This window comes from Citrobacter sp. C13 (assembly GCF_014596815.2).
Lineage (GTDB): Bacteria > Pseudomonadota > Gammaproteobacteria > Enterobacterales > Enterobacteriaceae > Citrobacter > Citrobacter portucalensis.
Genome location: NZ_CP115024.1, coordinates 1,700,115 through 1,722,913, shown reverse-complemented (window position 1 = coordinate 1,722,913; position 22,799 = coordinate 1,700,115). Strand labels below are relative to the sequence as shown.

The following is a 22,799-nucleotide window of genomic DNA, read 5'->3' as shown; positions in this document are numbered from 1 at the left end:
CAAAAAAAGACGAATTTGTGAGAACGATCACTCGAAAGCGCGAGCATGGTTACAAATTCACCCATTCATAGATCAAAAAACAGACAAAACTACCTGGTTCGCAAAAGAGCGTCTAAAGTAAAACTGGGACCTCGCGAGCAAGAGTGAGACGACGATGGCGCTTTACACAATAGGTGAAGTGGCTTTGCTTTGTGATATCAACCCTGTCACTTTACGCGCGTGGCAGAGGCGTTACGGATTACTTAAACCGCAGCGGACAGACGGCGGGCATCGCCTGTTTAACGATGCGGATATCGACCGGATCCGCGAGATAAAACGCTGGATAAACAACGGTGTTCAGGTCAGCAAGGTTAAAATGTTGCTCAGCAATGAGAGCATTGATGTGCATAACGGTTGGCGTGAACAACAAGAGACGCTGTTGAGCTATTTGCAAAGTAATAATCTGCATAGCCTCAGACTGTGGATCAAAGAGCGCGGCCAGGATTATCCCGCGCAAACGCTCAACACCCATTTGTTCATTCCGCTGCGCCGACGTCTGCAATGCCAACAGCCGATCCTGCAGGCGTTACTGGGGATCCTCGACGGCGTACTGATCAACTACATCGCGATTTGTCTTGCCTCAGCACGTAAGAAACAGGGGAAAGATGCTCTGGTGGTTGGCTGGAACATTCATGATACGACCCGTTTATGGCTGGAAGGTTGGGTCGCCAGCCAGCAGGGATGGCGCATTGACGTCCTTGCCCATTCGCTGAACCAACTGCGACCGGAGCTGTTTGAAGGTCGCACCTTGCTTGTCTGGTGCGGCGAGAACCAAACGCCCGCTCAGCAGCAACAGCTGAATGAATGGCGCGCGTTAGGTCACGATATTTATCCACTCGGTATTTAATATTCTATTAACAAACGTGTACAATCCTTGAATTCACATAAGGAGTGCATAATGAGCGCAGCTAAAATCGGTGTTATCACCCTCTTTCTGCTAATGGCTATCGGCGGTATCGGCGGTGTCATGCTGGCAGGCTATACCTTTATTTTACGTGCCGGGTAAGATGTCTCGCTAATTTCTCAAACCCGCGGTCAACAATTACCGCCGCCAGCGCGACCAGCAGCGCCCCCTGAATCACATAGGCGGTATTGAACCCACTTAGCCCGATAATAATCGGCGTACCCAGCGTGTTCGCCCCAACGGTTGAGGCGATGGTTGCAGTGCCGATATTAATAATCACCGACGTGCGAATCCCGGCCAGAATCACCGGGGCCGCCAGCGGCAACTCGACTTTACGCAGCCGCTGCCCCTGACTCATTCCCATTCCGCTGGCAATATCCATCACGCTGGGTGAAATTCCTCCGAGTCCGGCCAGCGTTGCCTGCAAGATCGGTAATACGCCATACAGGATCAACGCGATAATTGCCGGTTCAGGACCAAATCCCATCACCGGTACAGCTATCGCCAACACCGCAACTGGCGGAAAGGTCTGCCCCACGGCGGCAATGGTTTCCACCATCGGCCGGAATTCCGCGCCCCAGGACCGGGTTACCGCTATACCGGCCCCGGTGCCAATGAGTACGGCAATCAGGCTTGAAATCCCCACCAGACCAAAATGGCTCAGTGCCAGCACCGCAAAACTTTCCTGCTGATACACGGGACGCGGTAGCGCCGGAAATAGCGCACTGAACAAGGCCTGACTATGAGGCAACCCAACTAACAGGACCAGAAACAGAACAATAAGCCATAACAACGGATCAGCAAGACGTTTCACGGGTCGGCATCTCCGAAAGCAAATCACGAAAATGAAGCGTCCCGCAGGACAACCCCTGCGGGGTCACGACCGGCAAGACGTCGCAACCGCGCGCTACGAACACCGACAACGCATCACGCAGCGTCATTTCATCTACCAACGGTTCACCGGCTGCGTGTTCACCGCGACGGATAAAATCCCCTACCGTACGAAGCGACAACAGACGTACGCCCAGTTCACTACGGCCAAAGAATGTTTGCACGAATTCGTTCGCCGGTGCTGTCAGCATCGACAGCGGCGTGCCTTGCTGTACTACCTTTCCTGCATCCATCAGAACCAGATGCTCCGCCAGCCTTAGCGCCTCGTCGATATCATGCGTCACCAGCACAATGGTACGCCCGAGCAGACGATGAATACGCGTCATCTCCTGCTGCAGCGCACCGCGGGTGACCGGATCCAGCGCGCCAAAAGGCTCATCCATCAGCAGAACCTGCGGATCTGCCGCCAGGGCACGCGCCACTCCGACCCGCTGCTGTTGCCCGCCAGACAGCTGATGCGGATAACGATGGCGCAAACTGTCCTCAAGACCCAGCAGCGCCATCAGTTCGTCTGTTCGGTCATCAATACGAGAACGCGACCACTTTTGTAGCTGCGGCACCGTGGCGATGTTCTGCGCGACGGTCCAGTGGGGAAACAAGCCAATAGACTGAATCGCGTATCCCATGCGCCGCCTTAACTCCAGCACAGGCAGGCTGCGGATCTCTTCCCCGGCAAAGCGAATCTGTCCGCTGTCATGTTCAACCAGCCGATTGATCATTTTCAGCGTGGTGGATTTCCCGGAACCTGACGTGCCAATTAACACCGAAAAGCTGCCCTCCCCCAACCGCAGATTAAGGTCGTCAACGGCTTTTTGCTGGCCATAGGTTTTACTGACATGGCGAAATTCAATCATTATTCGATACCTCTAGCAGCGCGAGCCCTAAATCAAACAGCGCATCAATCAATACTGCCAGTACCACAACCGGGATCACGCCCAGCAACACTAAATCGACGGCGCTACTGAGCAATCCCTGAAAGACCAGCGCGCCAAATCCCCCTGCGCCAATCAGCGCAGCAATCACCGCCATTCCCACCGTTTGCACCATCACTACCCGTAAACTGCGCAAGAAGATCGGCAATGCCAGCGGGAACTGCACCGAGACAAATCGCTGGAAAGTGTTCATTCCCATCGCCCGGGCGCTTTCCAGTACCTCCTGCGGCACCTGATTCAACCCAGCCACAACGCCACGTACCAGCGGTAACAGCGCATATAGCACTAACGCAATAAGCGCAGGCGTCAGGCCGGTTCCGGCGATGCCGAGCGAACCCAACAAAGGAAAGTGCTTCACCAACCCGGCAAGGGGCGCAATTAACAGGCCAAACAGCGCGACTGAGGGAATGGTTTGGATGATATTCAGTACCGCAAAAACCGGCCCCTGACGGGAGACAGAGAAAGCACACCAGATGCCCAACGGCACACCAATAAGCAGCGCGGGCACCACGGTAGCGAACAGAATTGTCAGATGCTGCGCCAGGGCGTCGTTGAAGACATCCTGACGGTTGGCATATTCTTTAAGCAGGGAAAGATCGTTAAACGTGCCGGAGAACAAAAGCACCAGCGGAAAAATAAACATTTGCGCGTGCAACAGCCAACGCCATGATGCCAGCTCGGTTATGCGACGAATAGCGTCACTGGCGGCCAGCAACATTAGTCCTAGCCCCAACCAGAACCCGCTGCCCAGGCTGGTTCTGGCCAGTGGACTTCCCGTCTGGGCCAGATACGTTGCCGTTGTTCCTGCGGTTACCAGCGCCGCAATCACCAGCAATTGGCTAATAACAAGCGTCAATATATTGCCGGGCTTTCCCGGTACAAAGCACAGAAGAAACAGCAGCGAACAGGCTACTGCCAATCCCCACGCCATGTCGGGCCGGATATCCCAGAGTTGGCGCCCCTCACCGGAGACCAGGCGATTAGGCGCATAGCTAATGAAAGGCAGCGCTGCCGCCGCGAAGGTAAGAAGTACCAGTAACAACAGCACCCGATTAACTGAAATCTTTGACAAAACACCCACCTGCTGCAAACTCCGTTACTTCACCCATCCTTTTTGCTTCAGGTAGTCTGCTGCAACTTTTTTCGCATCCAGCCCCTCCACGGCAATACTGGCATTCAGCTGCTGCAACGTTTTTTCATCCAGGCTGGCAAAAACCGGTTGTAGCCATTCTCCCATTTGCGGGTAGTCTTTCAGCACCGATTCACGTACGACGGGTGCTGGCGCATAAATGGGCTGGACACCTTTTGGATCGCTTAAAGTTTGCAGACCGAGCGCCGCAACCGGGCCATCTGTGCCATAAGCCATCGCCGCATTGACGCCAGAAGTCTGCTGCGCCGCTGCTTTAATCGTCACCGCGGTATCTCCCCCAGCTAGCGACAACAGCTGATTTTGATTCAGTTTGAAATCATAGGCTTTTTCAAACGCAGGCAACGCGTCAGCCCGTTCGATAAATTCAGCAGAGGCAGCAAGTTTGAACGTTCCCCCGTCTTTCAGGTAGCGGCCTAAATCAGCAAGGGACTCAAGCTTGTTCTTTTGCGCGACATCCTGGCGTACCGCAATGGTCCAGGTATTGTTGGCAGGAGCAGGCGTTAGCCAGACCAGCTTATTTTGCTCTGCATCCAGCTTTTTCACTTTCTCGAAACCGGCCTGCGCATTTTTCCACGCCGGATCATTTTCATCTTTAAAAAAGAATGCGCCATTACCGGTATATTCCGGATAAATATCCAGCTCACCGGAGGTGATTGCCCCACGTACTACTGGGGTGGTGCCCAGCTGTACTTTATTGACAGTTTTCACGCCATGGCTTTCGAGCACCTGCAAAATAATGTTGCCGAGCAGCGCCCCTTCGGTATCTATTTTTGAACCAACCGTGACGGGTGACGCGGCCTGTAAGGGTAGGCTTATCGCGGCTAACAGCACCAGCGAACCCACCGATACTTTTGAGATTATCATGCTGTACTCCTCATCCTTTTACGGCCCTTTTCAGAGACTTGAGGAAAAAGCATAGTCGAAAAATCAAGCCTTAACCTGGCAATTGGGTGGTAACGCTGAGAGTTATTAGCGGTAAGGCGATAATAAAATAAAAAAAATCCGGCAAACCCAATGTGAATTTGCCGGATTATACGACTTTGTCAGCCTGATAAGCGTAGAGCCATCAGGCATGCTGCATGACTTTATTCATCTATTACAGCAGTTCAAATTCGCCCTGCTTCACTCTGGCGGAATCCACGCCGATGAAAACGTTAAATTTGCCAGGTTCTGCATCGTATTTCATCTGCTGGTTCCAGAATTTGAGCGCTTCAATATCAATCGGGAAGCTGACGGTCTGGGTTTCACCAGGCTTAAGATTCACTTTTTCAAAACCTTTCAGCTGTTTTACCGGACGACTCATGGAGGCGGTCACATCCTGTAAATACATCTGAATCACCGTTGCACCTTCGCGTTTGCCGGTGTTGGTCACCTGCACGCTGGCCGTCACGGTTCCGTCACGCTTCATCGTCGGAGAAGAGAGCTTCACATCAGAAACCGTAAACGTGGTGTAGCTCAGGCCATAACCAAAGGGATACAACGGACCATTGGCTTCATCAAAGTAGCGCGACGTGTACTTGTTCGGCTTATCGGCGTTATACGGACGGCCGGTATTGAGATGGCTGTAATAGACCGGGATCTGTCCAACAGAGCGCGGGAAAGACATCGGCAGCTTGCCTGACGGATTGTAATCACCAAACAGCACATCGGCGATGGCGTTACCGCCTTCCGTCCCGGCAAACCAGGTTTCGAGGATCGCATCGGCTTGTTGATCTTCCTTCACCAGCGCCAGCGGACGACCGTTCATCAACACCAGAACCAGAGGTTTACCCGTGGCTTTCAGCGCAGCAATCAGGTCACGCTGACTTTGCGGAATGGTGATATCGGTGCGGCTGGAGGCTTCATGCGCCATGCCCTGCGCTTCACCGACTACCGCGACAACCACATCAGATTGCTTCGCGGCGTTAACGGCTTCATCGATCATCGCCTGCGGCGAACGCGGGTCAACCTTTACCGCTTCTTCATACAGGTTGAGGAAATCGACAATGCCTTTGTCGTTGGTGATATTCGCCCCTTTGGCGTACAGCACTTTGCCCTGTTCGCCGACGGCATTTTTAATCCCCGTCAGCACCGTTACCGACTGATCGGCAACACCGGCGGCGGACCAACTGCCCATTACATCACGCTTGCTGTCGGCCAGCGGTCCGACAACCGCCACGGTGGCGGATTTTTTCAGCGGCAACGTTTCCAGACGGTTTTTCAGCAACACCAGGCTTTCGCGCGCCACTTCACGCGCCTCTTTGCGATGCAAACGGCTTTCTGCGTTGGTGTCCTGTGGGTCAGATTCTTTGGCCCCCAGATGGCTGTACGGATCGTTAAACAACCCCATATCATATTTCACGTTCAGCACATGACGCGCGGCGTCGTCCAGCTCCGCCATCGTCACTTTGCCGGATTTAATCAAGCCCGGCAGATATTTGCTGTAATACTCATCACTCATACTCATGTTGATGCCGGACTTGATCGCCACACGCACCGCATCTTCAGGATCAGAGGCGGTACCGTGCTTAATCAGTTCCTTAATCGCGCCGTGATCGGAAACGGTAATCCCCTTAAAGCCCCATTCATCTCGCAGCACGTCTTTTAGCAGCCATGCATCTGAGGTTGCTGGTGTACCGTTCAGCGAATTAAGACCCACCATCACCGCACCGCTACCGGCGTCCAGCCCGGCTTTATACGGCGGCATATAGTCGTTGAACAGACGCTGTGGGCTCATATCGACGGTGTTATATTCCTTGCCACCTTCAACCGCGCCATAGGCGGCGAAGTGCTTGACGCTAGTCATCACCGAATAGCGATCCGCCGGGCTTTTCCCCTGCATCGCTTCCACCATGGTTTTACCCATCGTAGCCGTTAAATACGTGTCTTCACCAAAGCCTTCCGAGGCACGGCCCCAGCGTGGATCGCGAGAGACATCGACCATTGGCGCCCAGGTCATATTCAGACCATCATCAGCAGCTTCATACGCGGAAATACGACCAACGGTTCTGACCGCATCGAGATTAAAAGAGGATGCCAGACCGAGGCTTATCGGGAACACGGTACGTTGGCCGTGCAATACGTCGTAGGCAAAAAAGAGAGGAATTTTCAGGCGGCTGAGTTCCATCACCTGATCCTGCATTTTGCGGATATCCTGGCGCGTGACGGTGTTAAAAATTGCCCCAACCTGCCCGTCTTTGATCATCTCGCGGATGGCTTCTTTCGGGTTATCTGGCCCGACGCTTATCAAACGGAGTTGCCCAATTTTCTCATCCACGGTCATCTGTTTAAGTAAATCGGTAACGAATGCATCCCGCGCTTCTGGCGTCAGCGGATGGTTACCAAACAGCGTGTCCGCCAGCGCTGGTTGCAACGCCAGACTCACCGCGACACCTACAGAACATAGCCATTTCATGTTGATTCTCTCTTTATTTTTTCCCGACGAGGCAGCGAAAATATAACAAAAACCGCAGTTTGCCGTAAGACTAAACGGGAGCGATAAAGAAAGCTAAGGTTATTCTCCTAATTTTCAAAACCAGCGCGAATCAGTAGAAGACGAACCAGAGACAATGTGAATGAGAAAGCGTATTGTCATACAAAGCGCTATGCTTGTTCCTGATATTGAGTCCCACCACAAGGAGTGGAGAATGTCTTCCATTACAACAGATAATAAAGCTTTTCTGAATGAACTGACCCGTCTGGTAGGTCATTCACACCTGCTCACAGACCCTGCTAAAACCGCCCGCTATCGCAAGGGATTCCGCTCCGGTCAGGGCGATGCGCTCGCCGTGGTATTCCCAGGCTCGCTTTTAGAACTGTGGCGCGTCCTGAACGCTTGCGTCGCCGCAGATAAAATTATCCTGATGCAGGCCGCCAATACTGGCCTGACCGAAGGATCTACGCCGAGCGGTAATGATTACGACCGCGAGATTGTCATTATCAGCACCCTGCGTCTTGATAAGCTGCACGTCATCGGCAAAGGCGAACAGGTGCTGGCCTATCCAGGCACCACGCTTTATTCGCTGGAAAAAGCGCTCAAACCGTTTGGCCGTGAGCCGCATTCGGTGATCGGATCTTCCTGTATCGGCGCTTCGGTGATTGGCGGTATTTGTAACAACTCCGGCGGCTCGCTGGTTCAGCGCGGTCCGGCATACACAGAGATGTCGCTGTTTGCGCGTATTGACGAACAGGGCAAATTGCAGCTGGTTAACCATCTGGGTATCGAACTGGGCCAGACCCCGGAACAGATCCTGAGCAAACTTGATGACGAGCGGATTAAAGATGACGATGTGCGCCACGATGGCCGTCATGCACACGATCACGACTACGTTACCCGCGTCAGAGATATTGAGGCGGACACGCCAGCTCGCTATAACGCCGACCCGGATCGGTTGTTTGAATCATCCGGTTGTGCAGGCAAGCTCGCGGTTTTTGCGGTGCGTCTGGACACCTTCGAAGCCGAAAAAAACCAGCAGGTCTTTTACATCGGTACCAACCAACCAGAGGTGCTGACGGAGATCCGCCGTCATATTCTGGCAAAATTTGAGCACCTGCCGGTCGCCGGTGAATATATGCACCGCGATATTTATGACATCGCTGAGCAATACGGCAAAGATACATTTCTGATGATCGACAAGCTCGGCACCGACAAAATGCCGTTCTTCTTCACCCTGAAAGGTCGCACCGATGCGATGCTGGAAAAAGTGAAAATTTTCCGTCCTCACTTTACCGACCGGGCAATGCAGAAATTTGGCCATTTGTTCCCCAGCCACTTACCGGCACGCATGAAAAGCTGGCGCGATAAGTACGAACATCACCTGCTGCTAAAAATGGCCGGTGGCGGCGTGGCTGAAGCGCAAAACTGGCTCAGCGAATATTTCAAAACTGCTGAAGGCGACTTCTTTGCCTGTACGCCAGAAGAAGGCAGCAAGGCGTTTTTGCATCGCTTTGCGGCGGCTGGCGCGGCGATTCGTTATCAGGCCGTGCATGCCGATGAAGTGGAAGATATTCTGGCGCTGGATATCGCACTGCGTCGGAACGATACCGAATGGTACGAGCATCTGCCTGCAGAGATCGACAGCCAACTGGTGCACAAACTCTATTACGGCCACTTTATGTGCTACGTCTTCCATCAGGATTACATCGTGAAAAAAGGCGTGGATGCGCATGCGCTGAAAGAGCAGATGCTGGAGCTTCTGCACGAGCGCGGAGCACAGTATCCGGCAGAGCATAACGTCGGACATCTGTATAAAGCACCGGAAACATTAACCCGTTTTTACCGCGAGAATGACCCCACCAACAGTATGAATCCGGGGATTGGTAAAACGAGTAAGCAAAAGTTCTGGAAAGAGTCGTAAACCAGAAAAAGATAAGCGCCACCGGGCATGTTGCCGGGGGCGCTTCGCTTGCCCGGCCTACCGCTACATTAGCTATGTGCATGCCGGATAAGGTGTCTTATTTAATCGTTTTGTGCAGTTTGCTCGCTCGTCGCTGAACCCGCCGCAGCCATCTGCGCCGCTTTTTGCTTTTTATAGCTCAACGCCGCCGCCGGAACCGGCATCACCTTGCCCGTTTCGATCCAGGTGCGTAAACGGCTGGCATCGGCAAAGTGGGTATATTTACCGAACGCATCCATCACTACCAGCGCCACCGGTTTGTTATTGATCACGGTGCGCATCACCAGGCAGTGGCCTGCCGCATTGGTAAATCCGGTTTTGGTCAACTGAATATTCCAGTTATCGCGATACACCAGATGGTTGGTGTTACGGAATGGCAGCGTATAAGCCGGGTTGGCAAAGGTCGCCATATCTTCACGCGTGGTGCTTAACTGGCCAATCAGCGGATACTGCTTGCTGGCGATCAGCAGCTTGGTTAAATCACGGGCGGTCGAGACGTTATGAATCGATAAGCCAGTCGGTTCCACAAAGCGTGTCTGAGTCATGCCGAGCGCTTTCGCTTTGGCATTCATGGCTTTAATAAACGCGTTATACCCGCCCGGATAATGATGCGCCAGGCTCGCCGCCGCGCGGTTTTCTGATGACATCAGCGCCAGCAGCAGCATGTCTTTACGGCTAATTTCACTGTTCAGTCGCACACGGGAGTAGATGCCTTTCATTTCCGGCGTCTGACTGATATCAACTTTCAGCTTTTCATTCAGCGGCAGCCGCGCATCAAGCACCACCATCGCCGTCATTAATTTGGTAATCGACGCAATCGGACGCACAAGGTCCGGGTGGTTCGAATAGATAACTTTGTTGGTATTCAGATCAACAATCATCGCGCTACCGGACGCTATCTCAGGTTGAGAAGCCGCTGCGGTAGTTGCCGTTTTAGCCACGGCTTGGGGTGCAAAAGGAACGGCCAGCACCAGGGCAAGGCTTAATAATGAAACTCGGAATTTCAGCATGATGAGATTTCTGATAATGATTCACGCACGTCACAACGCACACCGCCTGAGACTAAGTATTATCTCAAGCTAGCTCAGGCATCATAGCGATCCGGCAGGTTTGCCGCCACAGGAGAATCGTCTCGAAATGCTGCGTTGCTGACTTTTACGTCAACAACGCAGCGCTGACAGGTTTATCCGTCAGAATAACCGATAGCCGTAACCCCACAGGATTACCGTAATAGCCAGCAAAACTTCCAGGACCAGCACCCCGATCGCCAGCGTTGAACTGGAAAAACTTAACCCTTCCTCACGAGTGATATTCAGGAATGTCGGTATGCCGAGATAAAGCAAATAGCCGGTGTAGAACAGCGCGATGGTTCCCACCAATGCGCACAGCCAGACCAGCGGATAAAGTGCGACCAGTCCGCTTAAAAATAGCGGCGTCGCGACATATCCGGCAAACACCATACAATGCGCCAGCGACGGACGCTGCGGATAATTTCGCGCCATCCACCAGATAACCCGGCCCATGACGGCGACGCCTGCCAGCATCACCCCGTAAAACAGAATCGCCATCGCAAATCCGGTCAACAGAGATAACTTCAGGATATTGCCATCGCCAAAATTCCAGCCGATTTGCGTTGTGCCGATAAACGCGCAAACAACCGGGATTGCCGCCATCAGCAGTACATGGTGGGTATAGTGATGCGAAACGCTTTCGTTTTCGCTGTTGATCACGTGCATTTCACGATCGGGATGGGAAAACAGCCCCCAGACATGGTTCATACCGCCCCCTTCTTGTCAGCTCCGGACCTCAACACTTCAAGTATAATTCAGCTTTTGATTATTTTATGTACACAGGAAAAATACCGAAACGCCGGGTAAAAAGTGTGTAAGCCGTAGGCCTGATAAGCGAAGCGCCATCAGGCATTGGAGAGCTGAACGACGTTAAGCGCGACTACGCGGCTTTTCCGGCATCAAATAATCTTAGGGTGTATGCTATTAGCAGTGGAGGTCATACAATCGTATGGATATAAATCATTATGTTGCGCAATACGGCTATGCTGCGTTAATCATCGGCAGTCTGGCGGAAGGCGAAACCATTACCCTGTTAGGCGGCGTTGCGGTGCATCAGGGCGTTCTGAAATTTCCTCTGGTGGTACTCTCGGTCGCGCTGGGCGGGATGATTGGCGATCAGTTGCTTTATTTACTCGGACGCCGTTTTGGCGGCAAAATTTTGCGTCGTTTCTCGCGCCACCAGGCAAAAATTGATTACGCACAGAAGATGATCCAGCGACGTCCTTACCTGTTTGTGGTCGGTACGCGCTTTATGTACGGCTTTCGCGTTATTGGTCCCTTACTGATTGGCGCCAGTCACCTGCCGCCGAAGATCTTTTTACCGCTGAATATTCTTGGCGCGTTTGTCTGGGCATTGCTATTTACCACCCTCGGCTACGTCGGTGGCGAAGTGATCGCGCCGTGGCTGCACAGCCTCGACCAGCATATCAAGCATGGCATCTGGCTGGTGCTGGTTATCGGGATAGTCGCGGGCGTCCGCTGGTGGATGAAACGTCGAAGCACGCGTAAAGCGCAATGAAGATGGCCCGACAGCGGAACACCGGCGGGCCGAACAATCAGGATGCGTGATAACCGCCACCCAGCGCGCTGGTCAACTGGATTGAGGCATCCAGCCACTGTCCTTGTAAAAGCAGACCGTTGCACTGCTCACGTAATGCCGGGATCTTTGCCTCGCTGACCCTGGAGCCCGCAATAATACCCGCATTAAAGCGCGCCTGTGCCAGCCCCACTACGCGCTGAGCGTCATGTTCAATCTGCTGCTGATGCTGATTTTTCTGCGCCAGTGTTTCTACCTGCGATGCCGCACGTGCCACGTCATTCACCGCATCCACCACAGCTTTGTTGTAATTCGCCACCGTCAGATTACTTTGCGCTTTCGTTATATCGAGATTCGCATTCAGCCTGCCACTGTCAAAGATTGGCAGCGTCAACCCGGCGGTTACGCCCATTTGCTGCGCGGAATGGCGGAACAGGTCACTCAGATGTAACGCATCCTGTTGTAAAAATGCCATCAGATTCACATCGGGATAAAACGCCGCTTTCGCCGCATCAATGCTGCTCAGCGATGACTCAATGTACCAGTGTGCCGCCTGCAAATCTGGTCGACGGGCCAGAAGCGAGTAGCCCAATTGGGATGGGAGCTGACTTTCAACCACGGGCAGTTTGGTCGAATGGAGCTTCAGGGCAACGGACTGCGAGTTGCTCAACGCGCTTAGGCGCGCCTCAATCACCTTCATTTTACCGCTGACATCGTTCAGCTGCTGCTCTGTTTTGCTGGAATCGATATCGGTTTCAACACCTTCCACCGAAGAAGTGAGGCCGTTTTGATATAGCTGACGATCGACGGTTATCACATTTTGCTGCTCGCTTTCGATTTGCGTCAACACGGTTTTCAGCGCGGCCTGCGTCTGCCATTCCCAGTAAAGACGGGAGACACCGCTCGCCAGCAGCTGTCGGGTTTGCTCGCGCTCAGCCTCACGCGCCTTAACGGCTCCAATGCGCGCAGTCACTTCGGCCCGATTCTTACCCCACAGATCCAGATTCCAGCCTGCAGTTAAACCAAAGGTACCGTTGGTGTACCACGGCCCCGTGGTTCCTGCTGCGGGATCGGTTATGGCGAAAGGTCCCATCAGCCCTTCGGCTGACATTTTCTGACGCTCAACGTCTGCGGAGAAGTCGATCTCCGGGCCATCCTGCGCTTCCACGGCCTTAGCCTGCGCCTCCGCCAGTTGAATGCGCTGTTCCGCGACCTGCATATCAGGAGAATTTCGCAACGTGCTGTCAATCAACGCATTAAGCTGGGGGTCGTGATATGCCTTCCACCACTGGCTGTCCGGCCAGCCATTTTTTAACGCGGCAGGCAATGTGGTATCGACATTTGCGGCAGGCGTCTGCTGTGACAGAGACTGGCGGTCATCATGCATCGGCGCGCAGCCAGACATCAGAACAAAAAGTGGCAACAATGCCGTCGTGACAAACACAGAATTACGATTCATGGAGATATACAGGTAAGAAAAGATGTGCAGAGATTACGACTTGTCGCTGTTGCTTTTTTAGTTACGCGTGGCAATACATCTTTGGCAATAAAAATATATAATCAGAAAAATATACACCTCGTGAATAATATAGATTAAATAATTTTAATAATTAATGGATGGAGATGTTATGTCACAGAATATCTATGACGATCCTGAGTTCTTTGCCGGATATGCCACGCTGGATCGTTCAGTAAAGGGACTCGACGGTGCGCCAGAATGGCCGACAATACAAGCGATGCTCCCCTCTCTTCAAGGCAAAAACATTCTTGATTTGGGCTGTGGATATGGTTGGTTTTGCCGCTACGCGCGCGATAATCAGGCAGCCAGCGTAATGGGACTGGATATTTCACAAAAAATGTTAACCCAGGCACACAGTATGACGCAGGGTAATGGCATCGTTTATCAGCGTGAAGATCTCGAAACGCTAACCCTGTCCCCAAATTCTTTTGACCTGATTTATAGCTCGCTTGCCCTGCACTATTTGCACGATATAGAACGATTATTCGTAACCATTTACCACTCATTAACACCAGGCGGTATGTTAGTTTTCTCTGCCGAGCATCCAATTTATACCGCACCGCTTAATCAGGGCTGGATAAAAGATAAAACCGGGCAGCTGTCCTGGCCGGTTAATCATTATCAGCAGGAAGGTGAGCGCATCAGTAACTGGTTTGCTGAAGGCGTCAAAAAACAGCACCGTAAGCTGGCGACCTGGATTAATGCGCTGATTGCCGCCGGATTCGAGATCGTTTGTCTCGATGAATGGGGACCTTCCGGGCAACAGATTGCTGAAAACCCGGCTTTAGATGAAGAAAAAGAGCGGCCGATGGTGTTTCTGCTCAGCGCACGTAAACCAGCATAACAACGCCCCCAGGCAGAATGATTGATACTTTCCTATACTCAATCTGAACTTACCAAAAAAAGGAAAGTTAATGAAAATTCTGCTGTGGGTAATTCTGATTATTTTTCTGATTGGGCTATTGGTGGTAACAGGCGTGTTTAAGATGATTTTCTGATGTCGTCATTTCGCCCAGGCCTGATAGCAGAAATCTCAGGCTATTATTCTCTCTGATGCCGGATGGCGGCGTAAACGCCTTATCCGGCCTACTGGAGCTGAGATCAGGCAGTAATCTCGATAGCCTGAATCGCTCGTGCGATATCCGGCGAATTATTTAACGCACGAATTTCCTGAAACAGTTCTGTTGCCTCTGAATATTCTTTGCGCAAATACCCTAACCACTGCTTAATCCGCGCTACATGATACAGCCCGGTGTCCCCCTGCTTTTCAAGGCGGGTATATTTTTGCAACAGCGTCACGACTTCAGGCCACGGCATACGCGGCTCGTTGTATTTCACCACGCGGCTCAGGTTCGGAATATTTAATGCGCCACGTCCGATCATCACCGCATCGCATCCGCTGATGGCCATACAATCCTGGGCGCTCTGCCAGCCCCAGATTTCGCCATTCGCAATAACCGGAATGGTCAGCCGCTGGCGGATCTCGCCAATCGCCTGCCAGTTAATATGTTCGGCCTTGTAGCCCTGCTCTTTGGTTCGGCCATGCACCGCCAGTTCGCTGGCACCGGCCTGCTGGACGGCATCGGCAATTTCAAACTGCCGGTCGCTGTTGTCCCAGCCCAGACGAACTTTCACCGTCACCGGAAGATGAGCCGGGACCGCCTCACGCATAGCTTTTGCGCCCCGGTAGATAAGCTCAGGATCTTTCAATAACGTTGCGCCACCGCCGCTACCGTTCACCAGCTTCGACGGACAGCCGCAGTTCAGATCGACACCGTACGAGCCCAGTTCTACCGCGCGTGCGGCATTCTCCGCCAGCCACTGCGGATACTGTCCTAACAGCTGAATGCGAACCAACGTGCCGGATGGCGTCCGGCTGTTATTATGCAGTTCCGGGCAGAGTCGATGAAATACTTTTGCCGGCAGGAGCTGATCCACCACGCGCACAAACTCGGTGATGCACAGATCGTAATCATTCACTTCAGTCAGCAGCTCGCGCACCAGTGAGTCGAGCACGCCTTCCATCGGCGCCAGTAAAACACGCATATCGTCACCCGCAAAAAAAGAGGCGCTATGGTAGCGCCTCCGTTCGGGAGATTAAAGAGGCTCAGCGCGGCAACAGGCAGTTATCTTCTTTCCAACCGTACAGCCATTCCATACCGCGATAAAACTCCGCCTGCGATTTGTCTTTCCACAGCAGATTACGCACCTGCCGCTCGACGCCTGCAGCATGGTAGACACGGCCCATTTCACGCGTTGACCAGACGATGCGTGCGGTACGCGGAATACGCACCGACTCATACAGCGCAAAGGCATCAGCCGCATCGCCATCACACTGCTGTAGCGCTTTACCGAGCGTTACCGCGTCTTCCAACGCCATACAGGCACCCTGCGCCATATATTGCGCCACCGGGTGCGCGGCGTCTCCCACCAGCGTGATGCGGTCGGATCCCCATTTTTCTACCGGCTCGCGGTCGGCGGTGGACCAGCGCCGCCATGATGTCGGTTTATCCAGCATCTGGCGCGGGCGCGGATGGATACCCGCAAAATAGGAGAGCACTTCCTCTTTGCTGCCATCCTTCACGCCCCACTCTTCCTGCTGACGACTGTGGAAGGTCACCACCAGGTTATACTGCTTACCTCCGCGCAGCGGATAGTGCACCAGGTGACAGTGTGGTCCGGCCCACAGCACCGGTGCGTTAATGCGTAAATCTTCCGGCATATCATCACAATCAATCACGGCGCGATAGACCACGTGTCCGGTAACCCGTGGCGCATCGCCAATCAGAGACTGACGAACGACCGATTTTACACCGTCACAGCCCACCAAAATATCCGCCGTCCAGCTGTTGCCGTGCTCATCAAATACCGTCACGTCATTCTCTGTCTGGCGAATATCAACCACGTTAGTTGAAGTGCGATACTCAACGTTAGGATGCACCAGCGCCGCTTCCCAAACGCTGGCGTGAATATCAACCCGATGGATAACCGCATAAGGACCGCCAAAGTGATCGCGGAACGCCTGCCCGGTTTCAATGCGCACAACCTCTTTTGCGTTTACCGCATCCATCATCGTGATATGATCGGTAAAAACAGCACGCTGACGGGCGACTTCCCCCACGCCAAGGCTGTCCAGAGCAGAGAATGCATTCGGCCCGAGCTGAATACCCGCGCCAATTTCACCAATCTCGTGCGCTTTCTCCAGCAACATCACTTTAATGCCCTGACGGGCCAGCGATAGCGCGGTTGCCGCGCCGCCAATCCCGCCACCCACGATAATTGCGCGTGTCACTTTAGCCATTGTCGTTCTCCTTATCAGGCTGGAATTTTATCTTGTTGATTCTCGGGCGCGGCGGCGATAAACGCCGGAAGCTGAGTACAGGCATCATATACCGCCTTACAGCGCGGATATCCGCTCAGATCGCAGCCCATACGTAACGCGTTCGCCCACTGTGGGATCAGACAGCAATCCGCCAGCGTCGGCGCATCACCCACGCAGAACTTACCCGAATGACTCTGGCGCAGCATCTGTTCCACCGCGCTTAACCCTTGCTGGATCCAGTGTGCATACCAGCGTTTTTTATCTTCTTCACTGACCTTTAACTCTTCGCTCAGGTAGCGCAGTACCCGCATGTTATTCACCGGGTGGATATCACAGGCGATGGCATAGACAATTTCCAGCACCTTACTGCGCACCGGGAAGTCGGCAGGCAGCAGCGGCGTTTGCGGAAAGTGGCCATCCAGCCAGTCAATTATTGCCAGCGACTGCCCAAGTGATTCTCCGTCATCGGTCACCAGCGTCGGCACCAGTCCCACCGGGTTCATCCGTCGGTAGGCCAGTTCGTTCTGCTGACCAATGCGAATGTTGACGCCCACCGTCTGGTAATCCAGCCCCTTCAGCGCCAGCGCAATGCGCACCCGATATGACGCCGAGCTATTAAAGAAACTGTACAGCTTCATCATCCACCTCAGACAATCTTCACGGCGATGGGGGTTAAACCGTCTACGTTTCCGGTGATCACATCCCCTTTCACTACCGCCCCCACGCCTTCAGGGGTACCGGTGTAGATCAGATCGCCCGGCTGCAGTTCGAAGAAGCCAGACAGATAGCTGATGGTTTCATTCACAGACCAAATGAGGTGGCGAATATCGCTACGCTGATGATCGTCGCCGTTGACCTGCAACCAGATTGGCGCATGGTTAACATCCACACTTTCGCTGGCTTTATGCAGCGGCGCGATGGGCGCGGAGAGATCAAACGCTTTGCCAATTTCCCACGGACGCCCCATCTGGCGCATCTCCATCTGCCGATCACGGCGAGTCATATCCAGACCGGTGGCATAGCCCCAGATATATTCGTGCGCTTTTTCCAGCGGAATATCACTGCCCTTTTTGCCAATCGCCACCACCAGCTCTATCTCATAGTGATAGTTATCGGTTTGCGATGGGTACGGCAGTTCGAGGGTCTGACCAGCCGCCACCGGGACTACCGCATCGGCAGGTTTACAGAAAAAGAACGGCGGTTCGCGATCCGGATCAAAGCCCATTTCACGGGCATGAGCGGCATAGTTACGGCCCACACAGTAAACTCGGCGCACAGGAAATTGTTCATCACAGCCAACAACCGGAACGGTAACAGGCGCTTGTGGTTCAAATACGTATTGCGTCATTTTCTCTCTCCCAAATTAATAACGTGCTTCGCGGAACAGCCCCAGCGCTTCCTGAACCGGTCGGTCCGAAAAACTGAATAAGACGGTATCTTCGCGGGTCTTGAACGACACGCCGTGCCAGGTCGGCACCACAAAGATATCTTTTGGCGAAAAGTTGAAGGTCTCGTTGCCGATGGTGACCTGCCCACTTCCTTCCACCACGTGGTAGATAGTGCTGTCAGTGGTACGCGCCATTCGTGAGGAAAAGCCCTGCGGCAACAGTTGCAGGAAGGTTCCCATCGAAGGCATGGGATAACCGCCGGTTACCGGGTTGACGTAACGCATCTTGTAACCGTCCCACTCATCGGCGTCTCCCATGCGGGTCAGGTCATGCAGTGCCTCACGGCTGCGATCGTAGCGATAGTTAAAAATCGGCGATGAGTTACCTTTCTGATGACGCAGCGGCAGCATATTGGCCGCGTAGCGCGGTAAATAATCCCCTTCCTTGCGCGTGACCGGCTGCTGATCTTCCGGGTAGTCTTCCGCAAAGCCACAGCCCAGCAGGTTCACCAACGGCAGGTCCAGACCGTCCAGCCACACCACCGGTTCACTGCCCGGGTTGCCGTGATCGTGCCAGCGCCACTGCGGCGTCAGAATAAAATCGCCTTCTTGCATCTGGGTGCGCTCGCCATCCACGGCGGTAAATGCCCCTTTCCCTTCGACAATAAAGCGCAGCGCAGACTGGTTGTGGCGGTGACTCGGCGCAACCTCGCCCGGCATAATTAACTGCAATCCCGCGTACAACGTTGGGGTGATTGAAGACTGTCCGCGCAGCATTGGGTTTTCCAGCACCAGCACGCGACGAATCGCCTCTTTCGCGCCAATCAGATTGCCACTTTCTAACAGTAGTGGACGGATCTCCTGATAGTTCCAGTACGCTGGCGCGCAATGTGCGTTCGGAGTTGGCGGCACCAGACGATGCAGCGACTCCCACAGCGGGGTCAGATTCTGCCCGGAAATATGCTGGTAAAACTGCTGACGGCTGTTCTTAACATCCTGATTCAGTTCAGACATAGGGATTCTCCTTATTCATTCACAACACCTGCGCGAGGCAGAGTATTCGAGGCAGAGGCCGACTGGCGGATAACAACCGTCAGCAGCGTAAGCATCACCGCGCTGATGGCCGCCGGGACGGCAATAATGAAAAACAGGTTATCGAATGAGAAATTCATCGCCATCATCACGCCGCCGGAAAGCGAGCCGACAATCGCGCCGCAGCGTCCCACCGCATTAGACCAGCTGACGCCCGTCGCCCGGCTTTGTGTCGGATAAAGCGTGGCGGTTAACGCATTAAGACCAACCTGAGAACCGCTGATACCAATGCCGGTGCCAAAAATGGCCAGCGCCATCAGCCACAGGCCGTTCTCACTCAGACCAATCATGACGATGCATACCGCGCCCAGCGCATAGCTCACGGCCAGCACGCGGAAAGGATTGTATTTATCCATCAGCACGCCCAGCGCCAGCGCGCCAAGCGTACCGCCAATCTGGAAGGCAGCGGTCACCCAGGAGGCATGCTGCAGATCAATTCCACGGTGGTTTAACAGCGTTGGCATCCAGCTGGAGAGCAGATAAATAATCAGCAAGCTCATAAAGAACACTACCCATAGCATCAGGGTAATGGGCAGCTGTCGCCCGACGAACAGCTGGCGAATGCTGCCTTTAGCAATTGCGGCGCCCCCGTTGAGATAAAAATGGGTATTGTCATAACGTTCCCGGGTGATGGCGCTAACGGTTCTGGCAATCACGTTTTGCGGCAGCTGACGACGAACCTGCCAGCGTGGGGATTCCGGTAGCGCAAACAGCAGGGCCACAAACAGCATCAGCGGTAGAACGCCTCCCAGCACCAGGATGCCGTGCCAGCCAATCACCGGCACCAGCTGCGCGCTGACGATGCCGCCCATTGCCGATCCCAGGGTGAATCCGCAGAACATCATGGTGACCAGTGCCCCACGCCGACGCGCTGGCAGGTATTCAGACGTCATGGTGATGGTATTTGGCATTGCGCCGCCCAGACCTAAACCGGTCAGGAAGCGCAAAATAACCAGCGTTTGTAGATCGGGTGAAAAAGCCGAGATCAGACTTAGCGCACCGAACAATGCCACGCAGAGTTCTATCACTCTTTTGCGGCCAAAACGGTCGGACAGCGGGCCACAGAGCAGCGCGCCAGCGGTCAGTCCCAGCAGGCCTGCGCCAAACAGCGGGGCCAGATCGCCGGCAGTCAGCTGCCAGTGAGTGCGAATGTCGGGTGCGATAAAACCAATCGCCGCGGTATCAAATCCGTCGAGCATGACAACCAGAAAACAGCAGATGATAACGCGCCACTGGGTCTTACCGACGGGGGCGGAATCGATCAGCGCTTGTAGATCACGTTGTTGAGTCATAGTGAATGCCTCAGTGCAGGTAGAGTAGATGTCTGTTTTGTTTTAGGTATGTTGCGACTTTGTATGTTTGGAGATGAAATGTACAATGGCTTTTCATGCAGAGGCATAACCTGGAGGTTATAGCAAATGGCAAACTGGGCGCAGAAACTTAAGTTGCACCACCTGCAAACACTTATCGCGCTGGGCGAACAGGGAAATCTGACTCACGTTGCCCGGATGATGAATATCACCCAGCCCGCGTTGTCGAAATGGTTATCACAACTCGAAGATGATATTGGCATCACGCTCTTTGAACGTCATAGCAAAGGCTTGCGTCCTTCCGAAGGCGGCAAACTGCTACTGCAACATGCCCAACGCCTGATCAATGATATGGAACGTTCGCAGTATGAGATCGCCCGTTTTAAGCAAGGCGGCCTTGTAGGGAGTCTGAAGATTGGCTGCTCGCCGGTAGCGACCGACTGTGTTTCTCAGGCAATACTGGGGTTGCTTAAAGAGTTACCAACCCTGCATCTTAATATTGAAGAGAAAGTGATGACCCCGCTGCTGCACGATCTGCTAGCGGGTTCTGTGGATGTCGTCGTCGGTCGCGTCGGTGGCCGGGCGCTTCAGTTGCCGCTCAATTATCAGGTGCTGTATACCGAACCGGTGTGTTTCGTCGCCCGTCCCGACCATCCCCTGGCAAAATATCCCCTGCTCACCTGGCACGATCTGGCGAACTGGCGCTGGATTGTCTGGCCGACAGGAACCCCTATCCGGATAAGCATTGATAACGCGCTGGTTGATAACGGTGTCATGTTGCCGGAAAACATCATTGAATCAGCATCGATCAACGTCAGCACCAATCTGCTGCAAAGTAGCGACATGATCTCTATTCTCTCTCTACGCCTGGCACAACGGTATGCTGCCCAGGGACAGCTGGCTATCCTGAATCTGCCGAAGATTGAACAAAAAGGCAGCGTCGGCGTATTCTGGCGCAACAACGAAACGCCGACTACTGCCCTGAATCGTTTTTTGTATTATCTGGCACAAGTTTAGCGCGGAGAGTTAGGGCCACCGCCCGATGTTCCAGATATCTATTTCTTCTATGCTTAGAATTCATGATGTGATCGGTAGCACGTTTTTAAGTTTAATTGTATGATGAATCAGTCTCGTCAAGGGTTTCAACTATGAGCAAAGCACTGAACATTATCTGGCAATATTTGCGCGCGTTCGTCCTGATTTATGCCTGCCTCTATGCAGGTATTTTTCTTGCGTCGCTACTTCCTATCACCATTCCGGGCAGCATTATCGGCATGCTGATTCTGTTTGTTTTACTGGCTTTGCAGGTGTTACCGGCAAAATGGGTTAACCCTGGCTGCTACGTGCTGATTCGTTATATGGCCCTGCTGTTTGTCCCGATTGGCGTGGGGATCATGCAGTACTTTGACCTGCTCCGCGCACAATTTGGTCCGGTGGTGGTGTCTTGTACCATCAGTACGCTGGTCGTTTTCCTGGTGGTGAGCTGGAGCTCGCACATTGTGCACGGTGAACGCAAAATCGTTGGGCAAAAAGGGTCTAAAGAATGATGTCGTATATCTGGTGGTCGTTACCTCTTACGCTGGCGGTATTTTTTGGCGCACGTAAGCTGGCTGCACGATTTAAAATGCCGCTATTGAACCCGCTGCTGGTTGCCATGGTGGTGATAATTCCCATTCTGCTGCTGACCGGTATTCCCTACGATCACTATTTCAAAGGTAGCGAAGTACTGAACGATTTACTGCAACCTGCCGTGGTCGCGCTGGCCTATCCGTTATACGAACAGCTGCACCAGATTCGCGCCCGCTGGAAATCAATCATTGCTATCTGTTTTGCCGGGAGCGTTGTGGCGATGGTAACAGGTACAACAATCGCCTTGTTGATGGGCGCATCGCCGCAAATTGCCGCGTCTATCATGCCAAAATCGGTCACCACGCCTATCGCTATGGCGGTGGGAGGCAGTATTGGTGGCATTCCGGCTATCAGCGCCGTATGCGTCATCTTTGTCGGCATTCTCGGGGCGGTATTTGGTCATACGTTACTCAATGCCATGCGTATTCGCACCAAGGCCGCTCGTGGGCTGGCAATGGGCACCGCGTCACACGCCCTGGGCACCGCGCGCTGTGCGGAACTGGACTATCAGGAAGGTGCGTTTAGCTCACTGGCACTGGTCATTTGCGGCATTATTACCTCGCTGGTAGCCCCGTTCCTGTTCCCGATTATTCTGGCAGTAGTGGGTTAACCTTCATTTTTTAGCTATTTATTTGCGATGCG

General features: G+C 53.4%; 22 protein-coding genes. 8 read left to right on the top strand and 14 right to left on the bottom strand.

What is annotated here, in order from left to right; translation table 11 throughout:
* Positions 1-154: 154 nt before the first annotated feature.
* Together mlrA and IB222_RS08065 are read left to right on the top strand one after the other, a co-directional pair.
* Positions 155-886 carry an HTH-type transcriptional regulator MlrA gene (mlrA, locus tag IB222_RS08070; protein ID WP_048224569.1) on the top strand — a complete coding sequence of 244 codons (732 nt, stop codon included), beginning with the start codon at positions 155-157 and terminating at the stop codon, positions 884-886.
* Positions 887-937: 51 nt separating this feature from the next.
* Positions 938-1,045, top strand: coding sequence for a protein YohO (locus IB222_RS08065; RefSeq protein WP_003027354.1), 108 nt, complete (start codon positions 938-940; stop codon positions 1,043-1,045).
* On the opposite strand, the gene IB222_RS08060 is transcribed toward IB222_RS08065, so the two are convergent.
* From IB222_RS08060 to bglX, 5 genes are all read right to left on the bottom strand, one after another.
* The gene (locus IB222_RS08060; protein ID WP_128316781.1) at positions 1,026-1,757 is read right to left on the bottom strand and encodes an ABC transporter permease; all 732 of its coding nucleotides are present in this window, start codon (positions 1,755-1,757) and stop codon (positions 1,026-1,028) included. The two genes, IB222_RS08065 and IB222_RS08060, sit on opposite strands and share 20 nt — an antisense overlap.
* Entirely contained in the window at positions 1,741-2,688 is a 948-nt protein-coding gene (locus IB222_RS08055) for an ABC transporter ATP-binding protein (RefSeq protein WP_148361753.1), read from the bottom strand. The genes IB222_RS08060 and IB222_RS08055 overlap by 17 nt, the downstream gene beginning before the upstream one ends.
* A complete protein-coding gene (locus tag IB222_RS08050; protein ID WP_275388405.1) occupies positions 2,681-3,847 on the bottom strand; it encodes an ABC transporter permease in 1,167 nt (388 codons plus the stop codon). The genes IB222_RS08055 and IB222_RS08050 overlap by 8 nt, the downstream gene beginning before the upstream one ends.
* Before the next feature lie 15 nt (positions 3,848-3,862).
* Entirely contained in the window at positions 3,863-4,780 is a 918-nt protein-coding gene (locus tag IB222_RS08045) for an ABC transporter substrate-binding protein (RefSeq protein WP_008785251.1), read from the bottom strand.
* A gap of 232 nt (positions 4,781-5,012) precedes the next feature.
* The gene (bglX, locus tag IB222_RS08040) at positions 5,013-7,310 is read right to left on the bottom strand and encodes a beta-glucosidase BglX (RefSeq protein WP_075551243.1); all 2,298 of its coding nucleotides are present in this window, start codon (positions 7,308-7,310) and stop codon (positions 5,013-5,015) included.
* A 232-nt stretch (positions 7,311-7,542) separates the two neighbouring features.
* Between bglX and dld the strand changes: the two genes are divergently transcribed.
* Complete coding sequence (gene dld / locus IB222_RS08035) at positions 7,543-9,252, top strand: D-lactate dehydrogenase (protein WP_149385211.1); 1,710 nt, start codon at positions 7,543-7,545, stop codon at positions 9,250-9,252.
* 101 nt (positions 9,253-9,353) lie between these two features.
* On the opposite strand, the gene pbpG is transcribed toward dld, so the two are convergent.
* Both pbpG and IB222_RS08025 read right to left on the bottom strand, forming a co-directional pair.
* Positions 9,354-10,301 carry a D-alanyl-D-alanine endopeptidase gene (gene pbpG / locus IB222_RS08030; RefSeq protein WP_079937616.1) on the bottom strand — a complete coding sequence of 316 codons (948 nt, stop codon included), beginning with the start codon at positions 10,299-10,301 and terminating at the stop codon, positions 9,354-9,356.
* Between the two features lie 180 nt (positions 10,302-10,481).
* Entirely contained in the window at positions 10,482-11,069 is a 588-nt protein-coding gene (locus tag IB222_RS08025; protein WP_003840142.1) for a Yip1 family protein, read from the bottom strand.
* A gap of 241 nt (positions 11,070-11,310) precedes the next feature.
* Between IB222_RS08025 and IB222_RS08020 the strand changes: the two genes are divergently transcribed.
* The gene (locus tag IB222_RS08020; RefSeq protein ID WP_149385212.1) at positions 11,311-11,880 is read left to right on the top strand and encodes a DedA family protein; all 570 of its coding nucleotides are present in this window, start codon (positions 11,311-11,313) and stop codon (positions 11,878-11,880) included.
* Between the two features lie 37 nt (positions 11,881-11,917).
* Here IB222_RS08020 and mdtQ read toward each other — a convergent pair whose 3' ends face one another.
* Complete coding sequence (mdtQ, locus tag IB222_RS08015) at positions 11,918-13,357, bottom strand: multidrug resistance outer membrane protein MdtQ (RefSeq protein WP_057066537.1); 1,440 nt, start codon at positions 13,355-13,357, stop codon at positions 11,918-11,920.
* Between the two features lie 169 nt (positions 13,358-13,526).
* Here mdtQ and IB222_RS08010 point away from each other — a divergent pair, with 169 nt between their 5' ends.
* Positions 13,527-14,261 (top strand): class I SAM-dependent methyltransferase, encoded by a 735-nt coding sequence (locus IB222_RS08010; RefSeq protein ID WP_149385213.1) that lies wholly within the window; start codon positions 13,527-13,529, stop codon positions 14,259-14,261.
* 257 nt (positions 14,262-14,518) lie between these two features.
* On the opposite strand, the gene dusC is transcribed toward IB222_RS08010, so the two are convergent.
* From dusC to IB222_RS07980, 6 genes are all read right to left on the bottom strand, one after another.
* Positions 14,519-15,463, bottom strand: coding sequence for a tRNA dihydrouridine(16) synthase DusC (gene dusC, locus IB222_RS08005; RefSeq protein WP_149385214.1), 945 nt, complete (start codon positions 15,461-15,463; stop codon positions 14,519-14,521).
* A gap of 61 nt (positions 15,464-15,524) precedes the next feature.
* Positions 15,525-16,718 carry a 3-hydroxybenzoate 6-monooxygenase gene (locus IB222_RS08000; RefSeq protein WP_126317688.1) on the bottom strand — a complete coding sequence of 398 codons (1,194 nt, stop codon included), beginning with the start codon at positions 16,716-16,718 and terminating at the stop codon, positions 15,525-15,527.
* Between the two features lie 14 nt (positions 16,719-16,732).
* Positions 16,733-17,377, bottom strand: a complete 645-nt coding sequence (maiA, locus tag IB222_RS07995) for a maleylacetoacetate isomerase (protein WP_003834489.1) — start codon at positions 17,375-17,377, stop codon at positions 16,733-16,735.
* Positions 17,378-17,385: 8 nt separating this feature from the next.
* Positions 17,386-18,087 (bottom strand): fumarylacetoacetate hydrolase family protein, encoded by a 702-nt coding sequence (locus IB222_RS07990; protein ID WP_063940516.1) that lies wholly within the window; start codon positions 18,085-18,087, stop codon positions 17,386-17,388.
* A gap of 15 nt (positions 18,088-18,102) precedes the next feature.
* Positions 18,103-19,140 carry a gentisate 1,2-dioxygenase gene (gene gtdA, locus IB222_RS07985; RefSeq protein ID WP_149385215.1) on the bottom strand — a complete coding sequence of 346 codons (1,038 nt, stop codon included), beginning with the start codon at positions 19,138-19,140 and terminating at the stop codon, positions 18,103-18,105.
* 11 nt (positions 19,141-19,151) lie between these two features.
* Positions 19,152-20,510 carry an aromatic acid/H+ symport family MFS transporter gene (locus IB222_RS07980; RefSeq protein WP_149385216.1) on the bottom strand — a complete coding sequence of 453 codons (1,359 nt, stop codon included), beginning with the start codon at positions 20,508-20,510 and terminating at the stop codon, positions 19,152-19,154.
* 126 nt (positions 20,511-20,636) lie between these two features.
* Between IB222_RS07980 and IB222_RS07975 the strand changes: the two genes are divergently transcribed.
* The 3 genes from IB222_RS07975 to IB222_RS07965 all read left to right on the top strand — a co-directional run bounded on the left by IB222_RS07975 (position 20,637) and on the right by IB222_RS07965 (position 22,767).
* The gene (locus IB222_RS07975; protein ID WP_149385217.1) at positions 20,637-21,545 is read left to right on the top strand and encodes a LysR substrate-binding domain-containing protein; all 909 of its coding nucleotides are present in this window, start codon (positions 20,637-20,639) and stop codon (positions 21,543-21,545) included.
* Positions 21,546-21,676: 131 nt separating this feature from the next.
* The gene (locus tag IB222_RS07970) at positions 21,677-22,075 is read left to right on the top strand and encodes a CidA/LrgA family protein (RefSeq protein WP_016153711.1); all 399 of its coding nucleotides are present in this window, start codon (positions 21,677-21,679) and stop codon (positions 22,073-22,075) included.
* A complete protein-coding gene (locus IB222_RS07965; protein ID WP_003027380.1) occupies positions 22,072-22,767 on the top strand; it encodes a CidB/LrgB family autolysis modulator in 696 nt (231 codons plus the stop codon). The genes IB222_RS07970 and IB222_RS07965 overlap by 4 nt, the downstream gene beginning before the upstream one ends.
* Positions 22,768-22,799: the final 32 nt, after the last annotated feature.

Coding starts and splice junctions, on each gene's coding strand:
- IB222_RS08010 (WP_149385213.1), top strand. CDS start 13,527: ATGTCACAGAATATCTATGACGATCCTGAGTTCTTTGCCGGATATGCC.
- IB222_RS07990 (WP_063940516.1), bottom strand. CDS start 18,087: ATGACGCAATACGTATTTGAACCACAAGCGCCTGTTACCGTTCCGGTT.
- IB222_RS08025 (WP_003840142.1), bottom strand. CDS start 11,069: ATGAACCATGTCTGGGGGCTGTTTTCCCATCCCGATCGTGAAATGCAC.
- pbpG (WP_079937616.1), bottom strand. CDS start 10,301: ATGCTGAAATTCCGAGTTTCATTATTAAGCCTTGCCCTGGTGCTGGCC.
- IB222_RS08000 (WP_126317688.1), bottom strand. CDS start 16,718: ATGGCTAAAGTGACACGCGCAATTATCGTGGGTGGCGGGATTGGCGGC.
- IB222_RS07980 (WP_149385216.1), bottom strand. CDS start 20,510: ATGACTCAACAACGTGATCTACAAGCGCTGATCGATTCCGCCCCCGTC.
- IB222_RS07975 (WP_149385217.1), top strand. CDS start 20,637: ATGGCAAACTGGGCGCAGAAACTTAAGTTGCACCACCTGCAAACACTT.
- mlrA (WP_048224569.1), top strand. CDS start 155: ATGGCGCTTTACACAATAGGTGAAGTGGCTTTGCTTTGTGATATCAAC.
- IB222_RS08045 (WP_008785251.1), bottom strand. CDS start 4,780: ATGATAATCTCAAAAGTATCGGTGGGTTCGCTGGTGCTGTTAGCCGCG.
- IB222_RS08055 (WP_148361753.1), bottom strand. CDS start 2,688: ATGATTGAATTTCGCCATGTCAGTAAAACCTATGGCCAGCAAAAAGCC.
- bglX (WP_075551243.1), bottom strand. CDS start 7,310: ATGAAATGGCTATGTTCTGTAGGTGTCGCGGTGAGTCTGGCGTTGCAA.
- dld (WP_149385211.1), top strand. CDS start 7,543: ATGTCTTCCATTACAACAGATAATAAAGCTTTTCTGAATGAACTGACC.
- mdtQ (WP_057066537.1), bottom strand. CDS start 13,357: ATGAATCGTAATTCTGTGTTTGTCACGACGGCATTGTTGCCACTTTTT.
- IB222_RS08020 (WP_149385212.1), top strand. CDS start 11,311: ATGGATATAAATCATTATGTTGCGCAATACGGCTATGCTGCGTTAATC.
- IB222_RS07965 (WP_003027380.1), top strand. CDS start 22,072: ATGATGTCGTATATCTGGTGGTCGTTACCTCTTACGCTGGCGGTATTT.
- gtdA (WP_149385215.1), bottom strand. CDS start 19,140: ATGTCTGAACTGAATCAGGATGTTAAGAACAGCCGTCAGCAGTTTTAC.
- maiA (WP_003834489.1), bottom strand. CDS start 17,377: ATGAAGCTGTACAGTTTCTTTAATAGCTCGGCGTCATATCGGGTGCGC.
- IB222_RS07970 (WP_016153711.1), top strand. CDS start 21,677: ATGAGCAAAGCACTGAACATTATCTGGCAATATTTGCGCGCGTTCGTC.
- dusC (WP_149385214.1), bottom strand. CDS start 15,463: ATGCGTGTTTTACTGGCGCCGATGGAAGGCGTGCTCGACTCACTGGTG.
- IB222_RS08065 (WP_003027354.1), top strand. CDS start 938: ATGAGCGCAGCTAAAATCGGTGTTATCACCCTCTTTCTGCTAATGGCT.